Here is an 18,972-nt window from a genome sequence, read left to right on the forward strand (position 1 = left end):
TGCCATGATGACACGCAACACACGAGCCGGTCTTGCGAGGACGCTGTCGCTGTCCGGCGCCCTCGTCGCCACCGCGATCGCGCTTGGCGGCTGCAATCTGACCGGCGACAATATCGCCACCGGCACGGTGCCCGACGACTACCGGGAGCGGCATCCGCTCGCGGTCACCGAGGGTGAGCAGTCGATCGTCGTGTTCGTCGGCCGCGCCCGCGGCAACCTCACCGAAACGCAACGCGACGACGTCATGGGACTGGCTCGCACCTGGCGCCGCGAAGGCACCGGCGCAATCGCGATCGACGTCCCGGCCGACACCTCGAATGCGCGCTCGGCGCAGGCGGTGTACCAGGAGATCCGCGGCGTGCTGGCGTCGATGGGCGTGCCCGCCCACGCCATAACCCGGCGTTCCTATCGCGTCGACGATCCGCGCGCGCTGCCGACCATTCGCATCAGCTATCCGAAGATGGCCGCGGTCGCAGGGCCCTGCGGCGTGTGGCCGAGCGACCTTGGTCCCTCGATCTACAATCCGAGCTACAACGAGAACAAGCAGTGGGACAATTTCGGCTGCGCCACCCAGCGCAACCTAGCCGCGATGGTCGCCAATCCGTCCGATTTGGTACAGCCGCGGACCGAAACCGCCGCCTACACGCCGCGCCGGTCGGTCGCGTTCCAGAAATACGGCAAGGGTGAGTCGACCGCGACCACCTACCCAGAAGCCGATAGAGCCAAGCTGAGCGACGCCGGGAAATGACCGAACAGCAAGACGAGCCACAGCACCCCAACGACCACATCGCGCCGGCGCCACGGATTTCCGTGCAGGCCTTCTGCGCCAGCGTCGCGACTGCCACGACGGCGCGCGCCGCCGCCGAGGACCGCCGGCTCGCCAAGGCCCACCTCTCCGTCCATATGGGCGGCATCGCTGCCGCCATCGACGCCTATCACAAGGCGCCGACGCCCAACGTCATCATGCTGGAGACCGAGCCGGACATTGATTTGCTCGCCGGTCTCGACGAACTCGCCACGGTCTGCGATCCCGGTACCCGCGTCGTCGTGCTCGGCACGCCCGGCGAGACTGCACCGTATCGCGAACTGGTCCGGCGCGGCGTCAACGACTACGTCATCGGGCCGGTCAAGGTGCTCGACATCGTGCGCTCGATCTGCGGCCTGTTCTCGTCCACGGAAGCGGTCTCTGTAGGCCGCCTGATCGCTGTCGCGGGCGCCAAGGGCGGTGTCGGCGCCTCGACCGTTGCCCACAATGTCGCCTGGACCATCGCGCGCGACCTCGGGCTGGATTCGGTCGTGGTCGATCTCGACCTCGCCTTCGGCACCGCCGGCCTCGACTACAACCAGGATCCGACCCAGGGCATCGCCAATGCGGTGTTCTCACCCGAGCGCCCGGACAGTGCCTTCATGGAGCGCCTGCTGGCAAAATGCGGCGATCACCTGAGCCTGCTGGCGGCACCGGCCACGCTCGACCAGGTCTACGATTTCGGCGCCGAAGCATTCGATGCCATCTTCGATACGATGCGCATGACCACGTCCTGCATCGTGCTCGACGTTCCGCATCAGTGGACCGCCTGGACCAAACGTGTGCTGGTCGGCGCCGACGATATCCTGATCGTCGCCGAGCCCGACCTCGCCAACATGCGCAACACCAAGAACATGATGAACCTGTTGCGCACCGCGCGTCCGAACGACCGCCCGCCGCTCTACTGCCTGAACCAGGTCGGCATGTCGAAGCGCCCCGAGATCGAGGTCAAGGACTTCGCCAAGACGATCGAGAGCCAGCCGATCGCGACCATCCCGTTCGATTGCAGGTTGTTCGGCGAAGCCGCCAACAACGGTCAGATGATCGCGGAAGTCTCGGCGCGTCACCGCACCACAAGGACCTTCCTGCAGATCGCGCAACGCCTGACCGGCCGCTCCGATCTCGCCGAGACGCGCGAGTCGTTCCTGTCGCCGCTCCTGCGGAAGCTGCAGCCGCGCCGCAACGATGGACGCCGCGCCGCCGGCTAGAGCATTTTCGGTTCTGATTGAATCAGAATCGAAGCTCTAGATTCTCGTTTTGACGCGTTTTCTTCACGCGAACCGGTGTCCACTTCGCTCGAAAACGCTCTAGCCTTCCAGACTTGCGCGTGAGAATGCTCTAGTCGCGGCGGCTCGCCGCGACCGGGATCTTGTCCGTATCGGTGCGGCTCGCATCCTTGCGCGCCAATAGCCGCTTCAAGGCGGCGACATTGGCGGAGCCCTGCTCCGGCGGCACATCGGCCTTCATGATGGTTTCAGCGTCGGCCTGACGGCCCTGCAGGCCGACCACGACGGCGAGATTGGTGCGCACCCGCATGTCGTCGGGCGCGCGATCCCGCGCGCGGCGAAGCGTTTCCTCGGCCTTCGGCAGGTCTTTCGACAGCAGATAGGACAGGCCGAGATTGGAGAGCACCGACGGATCGTCGGGCACGATCTTCAGGGCACTTGCGTAATACTGGCGGGCCTCATCGTGGCGCTCGAGCTGGTCGAGCACGGCGCCCTGCGCCGACAGGATGCGCCAGTCCGGATCTTCCGGGGTGTGGGCGCGCCCGAGCACGTCGAATGCCTGCTGGAAATTGCCGTTGTCGGCGAGCGCCCGTCCGTAGCCGGCGAGCAGCGCCTTGTTGCTGGGCTGCGCCAGCACCGCCTGCTCCATGACCGCGACCGCCTGCGCCCGCTGGCCGGTGGCGCGCAGCGCCCGGGCGTATTTCAGCGCGGCGTCGGTATCCTTCGGATTGGCGCGAACGCGTTCGTGGTAGGTCGCGATGTCTCGCCGCGGGTCGGCTGGGGCCGGCGTGGACTCCGCCGTATCGCCCAATGACCCGGTGATGTCGGACGGACCCGAGGTCTGACAGGCGGACAGCCCGATCAGCAGGATCGCAGCCGATACCGAGCCGGCGAGACGGTGCATACGGCCTGAAGGTCGGGATAGTTTGTCAGACATCAACGAGACTCGGAACAGCGAAGGTTCCGGGATGCTCACAGCTTAACCCTAAGTTCCGGTTAAGGATGCCATCATCTCGCCGTCATCCGGCCCAGAAGCGGCGCCGGACGCGGCGCAAACCGCCAACCTGGCGGCTGGATCAGTCGACGAACTGGGCGCCGAATTCGTGCCCGATCCGCCAGGCCAGGCGGCACTGACGCGGACTGCCGCTCGACAGGATGATGGTGAATTCCGGCGGAATCTCCAGATATTCAGCGATCACCTTGACGCCGCCGGCCGAGATATCGGTGATCATGCAGTCGCGTGGCAACGACCCTGTGCCCAATTGAATTTTGGCGACGCTCCGGCACTCACGGCGTTCGCTCTTGCGGCGATTGACAAACATTCTGATCCCCAAGCCCTCTTCTGGATAGCTTCTCGGCTGGACAGCTACTCGTTCCCACCGTCATAACGGGGAAAGATTGGAAACTGCCTAGCGGAACCAATCGCAATTGAGCGGTGATGTTCGAGATTCGTTTACCGGGCCTCACCGTTGGACCATGAGGCCGGCTCCGGTGACCTCAGTGCCTCAATTGGCGGCCTCCCTCATTACGGGCCCTTTCCAACAGCCGGTTCCAACGTGAACAAAAAGGGGTTGATCCCAGGTCATTTGGCGATAGCGTGACCCCTTCGACTCGAATTTGCCGGGATATCCAGGAAGTATGGGAAGTCTAGTTCTGCTTGATCTGATGGGGGGCGTCGCGCTCCTGCTGTGGGGCCTGCACATGGTCCACAGCGGGATTCTGCGGGCCTTCGGGCCCGATTTACGGCTGTTGCTGGCCCGCGCGCTGAACAACCGCTTCACGGCGCTTGGCGCCGGCCTCGGCCTGACGGCCCTGCTCCAGAGCTCGACCGCGACCGCCCTGATCACCAGTTCCTTTGCCGCCGAGGAGATCGTCAGCCTGGTGCCGGCGCTTGCGATCATGCTCGGCGCCAATATCGGCACCACGCAGATCGTGCAGGTGCTGTCGTTCAACGTCGCAGCCGTGGCGCCGGTGCTGTTCATTGTCGGCCTCGTCGCATTCCGCAGCGGGCCGCGCTCCCGCATCAAGGATCTCGGCCGCGTCTCGATCGGCCTCGGTCTGATGCTGCTCGCGCTGCATATCCTGCTCGACACGATGGCGCCGGCCGAGAATGCCCCGGGCGTGCGCGTGTTCCTGAATGCGATCACCGGCGATCCCGTGCTCTGCATCCTGATCGGCGCAATCGTGACCTGGCTGGTCCATTCCAGCGTCGCCAGCGTGCTGCTGATCATGTCGCTGGCCTATTCGCAGTTCATCTCGCCCTATGCCGCGTTCGCGCTGGTGCTTGGCGCCAATCTCGGTAGCGCCATCAACCCGTTGATGGAGGGCGCGCGGCGCGACAATCCGGCGAGCTACCGGCTGCCGGTCGGCAACCTCGTCAACCGCGTCGTCGGCGTGCTGCTGGTGGCGCCGTTCCTGCGCCCGATCACGGAGACCATCTACGCCTGGCAGCCGGATCTCGCCAAGGCGACCGCGCTGTTCCACATTGCCTTCAACGTTGCGACAGCGGTGCTGTTCATCGGCGTGCTCGACCACATGGCGCGGCTGCTCGAGCGCCTGTTGCCCAAACGGGCGCAGGAGACCGATCCGTCACGGCCGCGCTATCTCGACGAGAGCGCGCTGGAGACGCCTTCGCTCGCGCTGGCCGATGCCGCGCGCGAGGTGCTGCATATGGGCGACCACACCGAGGCGATGTTGCGCAAGGTGATGGCGGCGATGCTGACCAACGATCGCGCGCTGGTCGACCAGGTGTCGAAGATGGACAACACCGTCGACCGCCTGAACGAGGCGATCAAGCTTTACGTGACGAAACTTACCCGCGGCAGCCTGGATGAGCGCGAGGGTCACCGCGCCATGGAGATCGTCGCATTCGCGATCAATCTCGAGCATATCGGCGACATCATCGACAAGAATCTGAGCGAGCTCGCGACCAAGAAGATCAAGCATCGCCTGCAATTCTCGGCCGAAGGCGCCGAGGAATTGTCGGCGTTCCACAAGCGCACGATCGACTCGCTGCGGCTCGCGTTCGGCGTGTTCATGTCGGGCGATGCCGCCGAGGCGCGCAAGCTGCTCACCGAGAAGGCGGCGCTGCGCGCAGCCGAACTCGCCGCCGTCGAGCGCCATCTGGAGCGCCTGCGCGAAGGGCGGCCCGAGACCATCGAGACAACCTCGCTGCATCTCGACGTGCTGCGTGATCTTCGCCGCGTCCATTCGCACATCTGCTCGGTCGCCTATCCCGTGCTCGACGCCGCCGGCGAGACCGCCGCCGATCGCGAGAACGCGGTCGAGGCGGCCGAACTGCCCGCGCCCGGACGCCCTTGATCCGACGTGCCTCCAAAAGCTACGTCGGCGGCCGGTGCTCGGAGCCAGACTGGTGCTGTGGAAACGCCGAGGCCGCGGCGAGCTGGTCGATGCTGTCCCGCTGGCGATCGAAAGCGCCAAGGAGATCGCCTTGCAGCAGCCGGCCGCCTGACAATTTCATCCGCAGCGGATCGACGTTACGGCCGTTGATCCGCACCTCATAATAAAGATGCGGTCCGGTCGAGAGCCCTGTCGATCCGACATAGGCAATCGTCTCGCCCTGACGAACGCGATCTCCGATCTTCAGCCCGGGCGGAAAGCTCGCGACGTGGGCATAGGTCGTCTCATAGCCGCGATCGTGCAGCACCCGGATAAATTTCCCGTAGCCGTGCTCGTAGCCTTCGGTCTCGACGACGCCGGCGCCCGCGGCCGCAATCGGTGAACCATAGGGCGCCGCAAAGTCGACGCCCTCATGGAAGCGGCGGTCGCCGAGGATCGGATGGATGCGCCAGCCAAAGCCGTCGCCGAGGCGCCCGCTGACGACCGGCTTGCGCAACAGGAATTTGGTGATGGACTGGCCATCCTCATCGTAGAAATCGGAGCTGCCGTCGTCCGGCGCCGTGAAGCGATAGTAGCGGCGCGCCTGCCCGCCGGCCGCCAAGTCGATGAAGACCAGCTCGGGCTGGCCAATGTCATTGGGCGCATAGATGATGTTGGCGACGTCGGCATCGCCGAGAGGCTCGTCGAGGTCGAAATCGCGGCCGCAAAGCCGCATGAGTTCGGCAACGATCCCCTCGTCGACGTGATTGGAGCGAGCAAGCGCGTTAAGCCCGTCACGTAGCGTCTCACCGGGGACGGAGTGGATGTCGGTCGACTGACGCAACAACTTCCTGTTCGACGCGGCGACATCCGGCTGTTCCGGCACGATCGCCTGGTATCGGCCGCTGTCGGTGCGACCGACAGCGGACACTGCCGAGTCTGGCCGTTCGATCGAGACTTTGGCGACATGGCCGCGCGGCGAGCCGGTGTCTCCGTCCTGTTCGATGATCGTGATCTTGTCGCCACCAGACAGCGTCTCGTGACCGCCAAGCGACGGGAAAGCGGCAAGAATCGCCGGAGCGTCCTCCGCAGCCGCGGTCAACGCCCGCAAAATGGCGAACAGTGTGTCACCGGCTCTTGCGATGAAGACATGTCGATGGTGACGCGCCGAGGAAGTCGACTTCGGAAGGCTGGTGACGTTGACAGCCTCACCGATCGGAGAAGACGGCTGCGGCGCAACTTCACTGTCGGCATAGGCGCTGGTTCGGCCCGGCAGCTCGCGGCGTGATGGACCAGTCCGGATGATGGCGGGTAACTCCGACAGCAATTGCGCGTTCGCTCGCTGCTCGTCCTTACCGTCTGCCGGTGCTTCCCGGCGATGGTCCTGTTGTGGTTCGGGATCGATCTCCGCGAGCCGCGCTGACACGCGGGTAAATCGACGGACCGAGCCCGCATCGCTCAGCTGCTCGATCTTGAGCGCAGACGGATGGCCTTGCGGGCCCGGCTTCCGATCCAGACGATCGCCGCGCCGCGCCTCCTCAACCACCTGCCCCGTGAAACGCGGAAGTGAAACGACCGGCGATGCCGCGAATCGCGTGCGATCACCGAATGCTCCACGCAGCGCGCCACCAAGGAGCACGACGGCTGCCGCCCCAATCAGAACCGTCCCCGCCATCCAGCGGATACTGATAGCGCGCCGGTCCGGCAGGCCGCGCTCGCCGGTCAGCGGCGGCTCTTCAGGAAACCCGAGATCACGGTCGCTCGATGGATAACACGCGCTTTGGTGGGTTCGCCATGGCCGATCATCAACGCCCCTCATCCCCTGGCGCGGGATGCAGCCACGCCCACGACGAAGCGTAGATGCCATACGCCTTGGGGCGATTGTTTGACCGTCGTTCAGCTTTGATCACAATTGAGGTCGACTGGAATCCGTCGAGACGGCCGAGGAGACCAGCATACCGCTCGTCGTACTGACGACCACGAGGATCAGTTGTCGAGCGTCTTCGACGCCTTGCCGCGGTTCTTCACGATCAGCATGATGTTACGAATGTAGATCAGCGTCGCGAGGCCCTGCCCGATGATGATGACAGGCTCGCGCTTGGCGAGCCCGTAGATCAGCGTCATCAGACCGCCGCCCATCGAAAAGAACCAGAACGCCATCGGCACCACGCTCTGGCCGGCGCGCTCACTGGATATCCACTGCACGAGAAAGCGCGCCGTGAAGAACAATTGCGCGATCAGGCCGAACGCCAGCCAGAAGTCGAACTTGGCGATGAACACGTCGTAGAAATAGGCGCTGAGCGCCTGGCCGAACTGAATCAGCATCACTTCACCTCGGTCACGACAGGCACTTCAGTGCCTGTCACTTCAGTGACGACCGGCGTCGGCTTCTTGCGGCGGATCAGCCACCACACGCCACCGAGATCCATGATCCCGATCCAGAGCCGGTCGAAGAATCCATAATTCGACACGCCGGAATGGCGCGGGCGGTCGACGACATCGACATAGGCGATCGCGAGCCCCTCGCGGCGGACCAGCGCCGGAAGGAATCGATGCAGCCCGTCGAAATAAGGCATCGCCAGAAACACCTCGCGCGGAAACGCCTTCAGGCCGCACCCGGTGTCGCGGGTGCCGTCGCGCAGGATGATGCCGCGCACGGTGTTGGCGATCCGCGATTGCAGTTTCTTGAAGCCGGTGTCCTTGCGTCCGACGCGCTGGCCCGCGGCGAGGCCGACGCGGCCATTGCCGCTCTCGATCGCCGCGATCAGCTTGGGCAGGAAGGCCGGATCGTTCTGGCCGTCGCCGTCAAGCGTTGCCACGATCGCCCCGCGCGCGGCGCGCACGCCGCTGCGCACGGCGGCGGACTGGCCCGACGAGACGGTGTGGCGGAGTTGCCGGAGATTGGGCCGCTGCGCCATGATCGCGCTCAGCCGTTCTCTGGTTGTGTCAGTCGAGCCGTCATTGACGTAGACGATCTCGTAAGCCCAGCGCCCGTCGAGCGCGGCCGCGATCTCGGCGATCAGCGGCGCGATATTGTCGGCCTCGTTGCGCACAGGCACGACGATGGAAACGGCGACCGGCGTCTGGTCGGAAGCAGGCAAATCGGCACTCGTGGTTGGTGTTGGCAAGGGCTGGAACCCGCCCGATCCGGCCATCGGGCGACCGCTTTTATGGGGCGAAGGCGTTCCCCGCAACCCTTTTGAGGCGCCCTTCCGACGGTCCTGACAGCGCCAACACGGTGCCATCGCGATCAATGGCGAAACCAAGGCGGCGGGCCGCGAACCAGTAGCGCACGGCCATTGCGCCGATCACGCCGACCAGCGCGCCGGCCACCACGTCGCTCGGATGATGGGCCAGCAGCACGAGCCGCGTCGCGATGATGATCAGCGCATAGACCAGCATCGCGACCCGTGCACGTGGCCATACTGCCGACACGGCGAAGGCCAGCGCGAATGCCGTGATCGAATGTCCCGACGGAAAGCTCGAATAGGCCTCGGAGCCGGCGAAATGCTGGAAGTTGAAAGCATTGGCCTTGCCGCCGACGAACGGCCGCCCGCGGCCGACGATCCACTTGAGCACTTCCCCCATCGCCACCGACAGCATGACCGACAGGAACAGGTATTGCAGCCTCGTACCTAAGCCGAGCAGAGTCGCGCGCGGCACACCGCGCAGCGCGGGCGATGCCAACGCGACCGCAACCAGCAGCAGGCCAAGCGCGCTCAGCACATACTCGTCTTTGCCGAAATCGGTGAGTATCTTCACCCACCAGAGACCCGGCGTGCCGCGTGGCGGCATCAGACTGATCTCGGCGACATCGACCGCATACATCAGCGTGATGATCACGACGCCAACGACGACGACGAGCAGGAGTGCGTGGCGCGCGGAGCGTCGCGCCGCCTCGGCCCGGCGCGAATGCGATGGGGCACGCACGAGCTGGGCGAAGGATAGCCAGACCAGCGTCAGCAATCGTGCGAAATAATTGGCGGATTCCGTTGTGGCTGGCGGCGCCGGCATGTCACTCCGTCCCTTCGGAACGGAAGATCGCAATCGAGACCGCCTTGCCCTGCGAGATGTTGTAGCCGTCGATCCGCACCGGCGCGTTGTAGCGCAGGCCGATCGCCTCGGCGCGTTGCACGAAGGCGCGCTCGGAGCGCTGTTCGACCAGAGCGAAGCGGCAGGAGCCCTGCCCCAGGAAATCCGCGGCGCCCGATCCGTCGGTAAGCAGCGTCGAGGTATCGGTCATGAACACGAGGCTCGGCTCATGGAAGCCGGCGGCCGCCGCCTTCGGGCCGACGCAGGTCACGTTGCGCAACGCGCGCGCGACCTCCTGGCTCGGAAACACGGTGGTGAGCCGCGGCAGCACCACGCCATAGGTTGCCCCCGCCATCAGCGCCGCGGCGATCACCGCATTGAGCAGCGAGCGCTCCGCGCGGCTCTCCTCGAACATCCACCACGCGATCAGGCCGAACACCATCGCCACGGCGAACAACGGCCACGCCGGAAACACCGGCTGATGGATTGCCTTGATGGCGCCGACGATCACGAGCACCGCGCCGAACGCGGGGATGGCGAACCACCAGGCGGCACCACGCAACAGCCAGGGGGAACGCGACAGCACACGCCGCTCGAGCGCGCCGACGGTCAGGATCGCGATCGCCGGATAAAGCGGCAGCACGTAATGCGGCAGCTTGGTCAGCACCGCCTCGAACACGATCCAGGACGGGATCAGCCAGGCCAGCAGGAACTGCGCGCCGGGCTCGCGCCGCGCGCGCCAGACCGCCGGCGCCGCCAGGCCTGCGAGCGGCGCGCCGGGCCAGAACGTGATCCAGAACAGCAGCAGATAGAGCCCGGGCGGCGCACCGTGCGACTCCTGTGCGCCGAGCTTGCTCAGCATGTCGCCGCCGACCGAGTCGGCAAAGAAGGTTTCGCCGGCGCGCAGGAAGATCAGCACGAACCATGGCAGCACCAGCACCAGGGTCCACATCAGGCCCCAGACCGGGCGCATGCGCCAGAACCAGGCCGCCGAGCGATCGAGGATCGCAAGCCCAGCCATGGCAAGGCCGACGAACATCAGGATCAGAGGGCCCTTGATCAGGATGCCGACCGCCAGCGCCGTCCAGAAGATCGCAGGCGGGGCCCATGATGGATGCGCCGGATCCTCGCCGCGTTGCCAGGACAGATACACCCGCGCCATCGCGCCCATCGCCGCGGTGACTGTCAGAAGCAGCATGGCGTCGGTCTTGGCGAGCCGCGCTTCGACGCCAAGCAGCACACAGCTCGCCATCATCAAGGCAGCCAGCACCGCCCCCTGTCGAGTCACGAAGGCGAGCGCCGTCCAATAGGTCAGCAAAACGGCGCCGATGGCGCCGATCAGGGACGGCAGGCGGTAGACCCAGATGCGGACCTGGGCGCGCGGCACCCCGAGCGAGGAGATCGTCTTCAGCGCCGCCGCCTGCATCCAGTAGATGCCGACCGGTTTCTTGTAGCGGACGTCGTCCTGGAAGCGGATGTCGACGAAGTCGCCACTCTCGACCATCTGCTTGGTCGCCTGGGCAAAACGAACCTCGTCGCGGTCGATCGGCGGGATCGTGAAGAAGCCCGGCAGGAACAGCACCAGGCAAGTCAGCGTCAGAAACAGGATCGAACGCCGTTGGCTGGCCGTCGCGAACTCAAACGCCATGAACAGCCTGCGGCTCGAATGCGCAGGTTTTACAGACTGTTGCCCTGCTCCGAAGCGCCGGGGTTGGAGGCTATCCACCATGGGTTTCGCATACGATGAAACCGCAGCGCAAACAACCGTGCTGTTCCGCTTTCCAACCGTGCCGCTCCCTTTCCCGGGCGATCATTGCACGCGGATCACAACGGTATCCGCTGCCCCCGTGGCGTCGATCACGGTGAGCCGCGCGAAGCCCGGCCCGGGCGGGTCGATCAGGCGCTGGCGCCGGCTGTCGATGTCCCCGGCTGAGACACCGTTCACGAGTACCGTGAGCGGCAGCACCCCGCCGGCGACCTTGACCGGCATCGCCGCTTGGCGGCCGCCCTCCGATTGATCGACGTCGATGCGTGAGCCGTTCAGAGGAAACTGGATGTGTGGCGCCTGGTCGTTGCCGCTGCGGACTAGTTCGCCAAGCGGCCGGAACCGGCGCAGCGGCGGCGGCAGTTTTGCGTTGGAGGCGACCAGCACGCCGCGCGGCGGCTTCGGCAACGCCGCCGGGATCTTGCCGGTGCGCGCAAAGGCGTCGAACAAGATGGGCGCCGCCGCCGTGCGCCCAACCAGGCCCGGCACCGGTGCACCATCCGGGCGGCCGACCCAGACGCCGATCGTGATGCGGCCGTCGAAGCCGACCGACCATGCATCGCGATAGCCGTAGCTGGTGCCGGTCTTGAACGCGATCCGGTTATGCACGCCGTTCTCCGGCGGCGGGGTGCCGAGCAGGACATTGCCGACCTGCCAGGCCGCCGCCTGATCCATCAGCCTCATCGTGTCACGGTTGTCATTCGCCTGCATGATCTCGCGCAGCGGCTTGGTCGCGCCGAGCCGCGCCAAACCCGAATAGAGCTGGGCGAGATCCTGCAGCGTGATGCCGACGCCGCCGAGGCCCATCGCAAGGCCCGGCGCCTCATCCTTCGGCAATACGAGGTTGGTGCCGGCCTGCTTCAGCCGCGACGACAGGCGGCTCGCGCCGACCCGGTCGAGCAGCGCGATCGCCGGAACGTTCAGCGACAATTGCAGCGCCTTGCGGATCGGCACCGTGCCCTGGAACGTCATGTCGAAATTTTCCGGCGCGTAAGTGCCGAACCGGATCGGCCGATCCTCGATCAAACTGTCGGGATGAACAAAGCCGTCTTCGAAAGCGAGGCCATAGATGAACGGCTTCAGTGTCGAGCCCGGCGAGCGCACCGCGCGCGTCATGTCGACCTGCCCGGCGCGCCGGTCGTCGAAATAATCTGCCGAGCCGACACGTGCGAGCACGTCACCCGTCTCGTTGTCGACCACGACGATCGCAACCGAGACGTCAGGTCCCTGCGCGATGGCGCGGTCGCGCGCCAGCGCCTCCAGGTTCCGTTGCAGTGAGGCGTCCAGCGTCAGCTTGATGACGGGCGAATCCTTCATCGTCGCGATCGCCTGATCGGATGAATGCGGCGCCAGGATCGGGATCTGCCTGCGCAGCTTCGGCACAGGCGTTGCGCGGGCCTGCGCGGCGTCGTCCTTCGACACCACACCGTCCTCGACCATGCGGTCGAGCACGCGGTCGCGCGCGGCGTGGGCAGCGTCCGGATAACGATCGAGCCGCCGCCGCTCCGGCGATTGCGGCAGCGCCACCAGCAGCGCGGCCTCCGCGAGCGACAGCCGCTTCGGCTCCTTGCCGAAATAGGCGATCGAGGCGGCGCGCACGCCCTCGAGGTTGCCGCCGAACGGCGCCAGCGCGAGGTAGAGATCGAGGATCTGGTCCTTGGGGAGCTGCCGCTCCAGTTCAACCGCGCGCACCATCTGCCGCAGTTTTGCGTAGACCGAGCGCTGGTGCCGCGGCTCGATCAGCCGCGCGAGCTGCATCGTGATCGTCGAACCGCCCGAGACGATATGGCCGCGAGTGAGCAGCTGGAAGCCGGCGCGCGACAGCGCCAGAGGATCGACGCCGTGATGCTCATAGAAGCGCTTGTCCTCATAGGCGAACAACAGCTTCAGATAGCCAGGATCGACTGCGGCCTTCGCGTCGACCGGCAGCCGCCAGCGTCCATCCGCCATCGCATAGGCGCGCAACAGTTTTCCGTTGCGGTCGATGACCGTGGTCGAGACCTGCCGTGCCCCATCGAGTGGCAGAGGCCCGAGCGACACGACCCAGGCGGCGAAGGCCGCAGCAACCATGACAAGCACGATCGCAACAGCGCCGACGACGCGAAGCGCCAACCGCCCGCCACGCTTGTCATGCCCGGGCTTGACCCGGGCATCCACGTCTTTCTTGCCAACGGACGCGTCCCTGGATGGCCGGGTCAAGCCTGGCCATGACGAGAAGAGTTTTGGACGGGCGTCCTTGCTCATTCCGCGATCACTCATTTCGCCGGCTTCACCTCGACAGCACCGGTGCCGCTGCGGCCGTAGCGCGAGGGGTTGTACATGTCCTCGACATAGGCCTGCGGCAGCACGTATTTGCCGGGCGACACCGCGCGCACGACATAGGCGACGGTGAACACCGACTTGTCGTTGGCGCCGCGGTCGATCGCCGCGGTGAAGCGGTCATCGCGGAACTCGGTGTTCTTGGGCTCGACACCATCCTCGATCCACTCGAGCGTGCCGGAATCGCCCGACGACACCAGATTCGGGTTGTCGATCTCGAGCCCCGCCGGCAAATAGTCGGCCACCATGATGTGACCGAATTCGGGTTTGGCTTTCCGTCACCTTCAGGACAACCGCAAAGCGGTCATTCTGTTTCGCCTTGGCGACGTCCGCCGGCTTGCCGTCGAGCGTGAAGTAGCTGCGCTCGATCTTGAAGCCGTTGGAGGCCGCGGGTTCCGGTGTCACCGGTGAGCCCGACACCGAGATCACCGCCTGCACCGGCGCATCGCCGGTGTTGGTGATCTTCAGCGGCTGGCCCGTCATCTCCTCGGCCTTGTAGCTGCGATAGACCGCGGTCTTGACCGGCTGGCCGTTGATGTCGAGCGCCATCGTCTCCCTGGCGAGCGCGCGTGCCGCCAGCACCATCCACGCATTCTCCTGCGTCGAGGTGTAGGGCGACAGCCCCCGCGCCGCCTCGACCCGCAGCACGGCCTGCGTCAGCGTGGTGCGCGGCGCATTGCCCTCGCCTGCGAGCGAGACCAGCGCCGCCGCATCGCGCAGCGCCGAGCCGTAATCGACCCGGCCGAACTCGATCACCGGTTTGGGGTTCAGCGCATCGAGCGCAGCACCATAGACCCGCTCCGCCCTCGCCTTGTCGCCGACCAGCGCCAGCGCCGCAGCAAGCTGCGCCTTGGAGATCGGCGTCGCCAGATTGTTCAGCTTGGTATCGGCGAGATAGCGCAGGTCGCCGATCGGCGCGGCGCCGTTGCGCGCGAGCACGTAGAGGCCGTAGGCCAGGTCGCGGCCCCCGTCCTTCTCCGGCTCGTTGGCATTGACCACCGAGTTCCTGACGCGGTCGAGTGCGTTCTTGAACAGCACGTCCGGCACCGCAAAGCCCTTTTCGCGGGCCCGGGTCAGGAAGTCGGTGACGTAGGCGTCGAGCCAGGCGTCATCGCCGCCCGCCGACCACAGGCCGAACGAGCCATTGGAGCCTTGACGAGCAAGGAGGCGCTCGATCGCGTCGCGGATGCGCTGGTCGACCGCGGTATCCATCGCAAGATGGGCGCCGGCAGCGAGATCGTTGACATAGAGCAGCGGCAACGCGCGGCTCGTGATCTGCTCGGAGCAGCCATAGGGGTAGCGGTCGAGCGCCTTCAGGATGCTCGCCGCATCGAGCGCCGTCGACAGGCTCGCCGAGACCGACACGCTGCCGGTGCCCGGCACCAGATCGGAGAACATGTCCGAGGTCAGCGTCAGGCTCTCGCCTTTCGCAAGCGTGCGGATCGAGCGGCGCGCCAGCACCTGGGTCGCCGGCTTGACGTCGAGCGCATAGTGCCGCGCCAGCGTCATCCCGTTCGGCCCTGATATGTCGACGTCGAAATCGGCACGACCCGCGCCGCCGGCCTCGAGGCCGAGCGACAGCGAGGTGCGCTGCTTGGCGGCGAGCTTCACCGTCGTGGTCGGATTGCCTGAAGCCTTGATCGGGCCGCTCGCCTTGACGCTGACGGCGTAGTCGCCGGCGGCGCCTTCGACATTGTCGATATCCATGCTGATGGTGCCCTTGTCACCGGTCAGCAGGAAGCGCGGCAAGGTCGCCGTCACCACCACGGGATCGCGCACGATGACATCAACATTGGCGCGGCCGAGCTTGGTGGCGCTCCACGCCACCGCCATCACTCGCGCGGTGCCGGCGAATTCGGGGATGTCGAAGCTCACCTCGGCGGTGCCGTCGGGGCCGACCGTGACGATGCCGGAATAGAGCGCCAGCGGCTTCTGCGTGGGCGGCGAGCCCTGCAGCTCGGCACCGGCGGCGTCACCGCCGCTGCGGATCTGGCCGGTCGTGCCCTGCATGCCGTCGATCAGCTGGCCATAGAGGTCACGGATCTCGGCGGTCAGGCGGCGCTGGCCGAGATAATAGTCATCCGGCGCGGGCGGCTTGTAGTTGGTCAAATTGAGGATGCCGACATCGACCGCGGCCAGCACCACCTTGGCATCTTCACCAGGATTGAGCCCGCCGAGCTTGACCGGGATCTTCAGCGCCGTGCCCGGCCGCACCAAGGCGGGCGGCGAAAGCTCGACGGCCAGTGTACGTGTCTTCTTGTCGATGCCGAACCATTTCAGCCCGATCGCGCGACCGGGCATGCGTCCAGCGGCGGCATCGAGCGGACGGCGCAGCGTCGTCATGACATAGGCACCGGTGCCCCAGTCCTTGCCGACCGGAAGCTTGACCTGCTGGGTGCCCTCCTTGACGTCGACGCTTTGGGTCGTCAGCAGGCGGTCGCCCAGCACGTAGACCGTGAGCTTGCCGGCCGTGCGGGCGTTGACCGACACCGTCATGGTGTCGCCGGACTGATATTCCGGCTTGTCGATCGAGGTTTCGAGCAGGTCGGGCGTGTCGGCACTGCCGTCGGAATACCAGCCGACATCGAACTGCACCGAGGTCACCGGACCGTCGGCGTCGGTCGATTTCACATCGAGCCGGTAGCGGCCGGGCTGCGGCTGAAAGGTCAGGCGCATCGGCTTGTCGGCGGCGAGATTGACGTCGCCGTCGGAAACGCGGCGGGTCGATTTGACCGGCTCATACTGCCAGGACGAATTCTGCCGGTACCATTGGTAACGCGACTCAAGCTTCAACAGCTCGTAGCGCAGCCCGTTGCGCGACAGCTGCTTGCCGTCGGGCGCGACGAACACGACGTCGAACTCGGCCTTGTCGCCCTCGGCCACACTCTTGTCACCGAACAGCGGCTTGACGCCGATCAGCGAGGCCGCAGGCGCCACCGGCAGCACGATCTTGCGCTCGACCGAACGGCCTCCAGTCTCCGCCATACGGATGAAGATCTGGGCTTCCTGCGGCCGGGTCGAGGCCGGGACCTTGTCGAGCTTGACCGGGAAGCTCGCCGCGCCGTTCGCATCGGCCTCCGGCAGGTCCTCGATCGGGGTCCGCTCATTGCTCGCGGTCTGCTCGTCGTCGACGCCGAACTGGTAGCCGGCGTAGCCGGGCCGGCCGGCTGCTGCTGGTGCGACCAGCATGTCACCTTCGAGCTGCAGGCCCGAGGCCGGCGCGCCATAGAGGAAGTGGCCGGAAACCTGAAGTTCCACTGGAACTTCAGCTTTGATCACCTTCTCCTTGCTGGTCAGGTCGAATTCGACCCGCTCGGGGATGTAGTCCTCGACCATGAAGGTGGTCTCGCCGACCGACGAGCCCTTGGGATCGGTAAAGACGCGCGCCCGCCAGGTGCCCGTAGGCACCGCAGAGTTGAGCGCCACCGCCAGCATGCGGCCGCCTGCGCCCTGGTCGGGCAGCACGGTGCGGCGGAATTCGACGCCGTCGGGCCGCTCGATCACCATGGTCAGCGGCGTCCCGGTCAGGGCGTTGCCCTGTCCGTCGCGCAGCAGCGCGGTCAAATAGACGGTCTCGTTGGAACGGTAGACACCGCGCTCGGCGTAGACGAAGGCGTCCGCGCCGGCCGGGATTGCCCGGCCCGCGACGCCGCGGTCCGTCAGGTCGAAGGCGTTGGTCTTCAGGCTCAGGAAGGCGTAGTCGGCCTTCTCGCCCGTGACCGTCAGCAGCGCCGGCGACAATCCGCCCTCGCCGCGCGCCAGCCCCTGCTCGAACAGCACATGACCCGCTGCATCGGTCTTGCGCGTGGCCAGGATCTCGTTGTTGCGGGCGACCAGCTTCACCTCGGCATTGGCAACCGCTTCAGTGGAGGCCAGCGAGTTGACGAAGACGTGGATACCGTCATTGCCGGAGAAGGCCGACAGGCCCATGTCGGAAACGATGAACCATTGCGTCGCCAGCGTGCCGTCGTCGTCGCTGCCCGGCCCCTTGGCCGCGGCGGTCATGACGTAGACACCCGGCTGCAGATCGCCGAGCGCCTGGTCGACCGGAAATGCGGTGACGACGTCCTGGTTCAGCGTGGTGGCGGTGGCCAGCTCGCCGGACCACACCTTGACGCCGCGCTGGTCACCGAGATCGGAGAGCTGATAGCGGCTCAGCGTGCTCTGGAAGTCGCTGTCGATCACGGTGTTGATCAAGTTGCGGTCGCCGATCCGGAACACGTTGACCGTAACCGCCGGCGTGTTGACGCTGACCACCGGGATACCGCGCTGGCCGGTCCGCGGCAGCACATAGGCGCGCCCGGTGAACCGCACGAACGGCTTGCGGTCGCGGACATAGATGTTGAACTCGGCCGATTTCGGCAGGGTCTCCTTGACGGTCGACGGCAGGCCGGCGCGCAGATTGATGTTGTAGCGCTCGCCGTGCTTCAGCCCGTCGACGCAGAGCTGCTGGCCTTCCGCCGACAGAGCCGGCTTGTCGGTGCCGGCCAATGCGAGATACGGCGCGAAGTCGACGCGCTTGGCGAGCTCCTCGGAGAACTGGAAGCAGGCCCGCGGCGAGGCGGCGTCGGAATCGACGGTATAATCGAGCAGCCGGAAGCCGTGCTCGTCGCGCATCTTCTCATATTGGCCGCGCACATCGGCGACCTCGCGCTGATCCAGCGACAGCCGCAGCGCGTCGAGCGCCGGACGCCACAGCTTGCGCTCCGCGAGCGCCTTGCCGAGCACGGCCAACGAATCGGCCTCCTCGCCCGCATTGCCGGCGCGCTGATAGGCGATGTAGGCGGCGGTGGAGGCGCGCTCCATCAGGAAGGTCTGTTCGCTGGAGCTGGCCGATCGGATCTGGAAGACGGTTTTGGCAAGCCGCAGCCAGTTGGCGCCGTCCTCGGGCGCGGTTGCCGCGATCTGGCCGAGGATCGTGAGCCCGCCGCGGAAATCATTGCGCTTGAAGGCTGCGTCCGCGTCGGTGCGCAGGGTCGCGGCCGACTTGTTGACCGCGCCCGCCTCGCTCTTGATCTGGGCCTCCAGCTTGATCGCGGAATCGGCGAGATCGTCGCGCTTGAAGGCCTTGTCCGACGCCTGGGCGCTCACCAGGCCGAGCGCCAGCGTGGCGCAAAGTGCGGCCGCACGAACCAATCCGATCATGATGGAGCTCCTGGACGCCCCGCGGTCGACCGCCGCGTTGGGGTTAAAAAATGCGCGAAAAGGTGACGGAGTGAAGGCGCCGACATGAATGGACGAAAACGTCGCAGATTGCATTGCCGACATTCCTTCGACCGGCCCCGGCGGCAGCATGATGCCGGCTCGGCGGGCTGGTCTGGCCAACACAGGACGGGACCCCTGCTCGCCTTTGTCGTCCGACCACAAAAATCGGTTCGGACAGACTTGGCGGAAAGGCGGATTTTTCATATTGCGGGTGCTACAAGGCGGCCACGGTCCCGTAGCTCAACTGGATAGAGTAGCGGATTTCTACTCCGCGGGTTGCA

The 18,972-nt window shown here is 66.0% G+C and carries 12 protein-coding genes and 1 pseudogene; 4 read left to right on the top strand and 9 right to left on the bottom strand.

Annotation, left to right across the window (positions count from 1 at the left end; all coding sequences use genetic code 11):
• The first annotated feature begins 7 nt into the window (after positions 1-7).
• Positions 8-748, top strand: coding sequence for a CpaD family pilus assembly protein (locus tag ACVIGA_RS42520; RefSeq protein ID WP_456670697.1), 741 nt, complete (start codon positions 8-10; stop codon positions 746-748).
• A complete protein-coding gene (locus ACVIGA_RS42525; RefSeq protein ID WP_456670698.1) occupies positions 745-2,013 on the top strand; it encodes an AAA family ATPase in 1,269 nt (422 codons plus the stop codon). The genes ACVIGA_RS42520 and ACVIGA_RS42525 overlap by 4 nt, the downstream gene beginning before the upstream one ends.
• 130 nt (positions 2,014-2,143) lie before the next feature.
• Here ACVIGA_RS42525 and ACVIGA_RS42530 read toward each other — a convergent pair whose 3' ends face one another.
• Entirely contained in the window at positions 2,144-2,968 is an 825-nt protein-coding gene (locus ACVIGA_RS42530; RefSeq protein ID WP_456670699.1) for a tetratricopeptide repeat protein, read from the bottom strand.
• Positions 2,969-3,107: 139 nt separating this feature from the next.
• Positions 3,108-3,353, bottom strand: a complete 246-nt coding sequence (locus ACVIGA_RS42535) for a PilZ domain-containing protein (RefSeq protein WP_021079298.1) — start codon at positions 3,351-3,353, stop codon at positions 3,108-3,110.
• Positions 3,354-3,669: 316 nt separating this feature from the next.
• Here ACVIGA_RS42535 and ACVIGA_RS42540 point away from each other — a divergent pair, with 316 nt between their 5' ends.
• Positions 3,670-5,352 (top strand): Na/Pi cotransporter family protein, encoded by a 1,683-nt coding sequence (locus ACVIGA_RS42540; protein ID WP_456670700.1) that lies wholly within the window; start codon positions 3,670-3,672, stop codon positions 5,350-5,352.
• A 19-nt stretch (positions 5,353-5,371) separates the two neighbouring features.
• On the opposite strand, the gene ACVIGA_RS42545 is transcribed toward ACVIGA_RS42540, so the two are convergent.
• From ACVIGA_RS42545 to ACVIGA_RS42575, 7 genes and pseudogenes are all read right to left on the bottom strand, one after another.
• Positions 5,372-7,045 (bottom strand): M23 family metallopeptidase, encoded by a 1,674-nt coding sequence (locus ACVIGA_RS42545; RefSeq protein WP_456670701.1) that lies wholly within the window; start codon positions 7,043-7,045, stop codon positions 5,372-5,374.
• Between the two features lie 311 nt (positions 7,046-7,356).
• Positions 7,357-7,695, bottom strand: coding sequence for a lipid-A-disaccharide synthase N-terminal domain-containing protein (locus ACVIGA_RS42550; RefSeq protein WP_223966396.1), 339 nt, complete (start codon positions 7,693-7,695; stop codon positions 7,357-7,359).
• Positions 7,695-8,471, bottom strand: coding sequence for a glycosyltransferase family 2 protein (locus ACVIGA_RS42555; protein ID WP_456670702.1), 777 nt, complete (start codon positions 8,469-8,471; stop codon positions 7,695-7,697). The genes ACVIGA_RS42550 and ACVIGA_RS42555 overlap by 1 nt, the downstream gene beginning before the upstream one ends.
• A gap of 67 nt (positions 8,472-8,538) precedes the next feature.
• Complete coding sequence (locus tag ACVIGA_RS42560) at positions 8,539-9,384, bottom strand: phosphatase PAP2 family protein (RefSeq protein WP_456670703.1); 846 nt, start codon at positions 9,382-9,384, stop codon at positions 8,539-8,541.
• Position 9,385: 1 nt separating this feature from the next.
• Entirely contained in the window at positions 9,386-11,131 is a 1,746-nt protein-coding gene (locus ACVIGA_RS42565) for an ArnT family glycosyltransferase (protein ID WP_456670704.1), read from the bottom strand.
• A gap of 81 nt (positions 11,132-11,212) precedes the next feature.
• Positions 11,213-13,324, bottom strand: a complete 2,112-nt coding sequence (gene pbpC, locus ACVIGA_RS42570) for a penicillin-binding protein 1C (RefSeq protein ID WP_456670705.1) — start codon at positions 13,322-13,324, stop codon at positions 11,213-11,215.
• Between the two features lie 98 nt (positions 13,325-13,422).
• Positions 13,423-18,631 (bottom strand): annotated as a pseudogene (locus tag ACVIGA_RS42575) (alpha-2-macroglobulin family protein).
• A gap of 88 nt (positions 18,632-18,719) precedes the next feature.
• On the opposite strand from ACVIGA_RS42575, the gene ACVIGA_RS42580 reads away from it, so the two are divergent.
• Positions 18,720-18,972, top strand: a 253-nt coding sequence (locus ACVIGA_RS42580) for a hypothetical protein (RefSeq protein ID WP_456670706.1), incomplete at its 3' end; no start/stop codon positions are given.

The sequence above is a fragment of the Bradyrhizobium sp. USDA 3240 genome, from assembly GCF_054063295.1.

What these genes read in the sequence shown, in the direction of transcription:
- ACVIGA_RS42520 (WP_456670697.1), top strand. Translation starts at nt 8, where the DNA reads ATGACACGCAACACACGAGCCGGTCTTGCGAGGACGCTGTCGCTGTCC.
- ACVIGA_RS42525 (WP_456670698.1), top strand. Translation starts at nt 745, where the DNA reads ATGACCGAACAGCAAGACGAGCCACAGCACCCCAACGACCACATCGCG.
- ACVIGA_RS42530 (WP_456670699.1), bottom strand. Translation starts at nt 2,968, where the DNA reads ATGTCTGACAAACTATCCCGACCTTCAGGCCGTATGCACCGTCTCGCC.
- ACVIGA_RS42535 (WP_021079298.1), bottom strand. Translation starts at nt 3,353, where the DNA reads ATGTTTGTCAATCGCCGCAAGAGCGAACGCCGTGAGTGCCGGAGCGTC.
- ACVIGA_RS42540 (WP_456670700.1), top strand. Translation starts at nt 3,670, where the DNA reads ATGGGAAGTCTAGTTCTGCTTGATCTGATGGGGGGCGTCGCGCTCCTG.
- ACVIGA_RS42545 (WP_456670701.1), bottom strand. Translation starts at nt 7,045, where the DNA reads ATGGCGGGGACGGTTCTGATTGGGGCGGCAGCCGTCGTGCTCCTTGGT.
- ACVIGA_RS42550 (WP_223966396.1), bottom strand. Translation starts at nt 7,695, where the DNA reads ATGCTGATTCAGTTCGGCCAGGCGCTCAGCGCCTATTTCTACGACGTG.
- ACVIGA_RS42560 (WP_456670703.1), bottom strand. Translation starts at nt 9,384, where the DNA reads ATGCCGGCGCCGCCAGCCACAACGGAATCCGCCAATTATTTCGCACGA.
- ACVIGA_RS42565 (WP_456670704.1), bottom strand. Translation starts at nt 11,131, where the DNA reads ATGGTGGATAGCCTCCAACCCCGGCGCTTCGGAGCAGGGCAACAGTCT.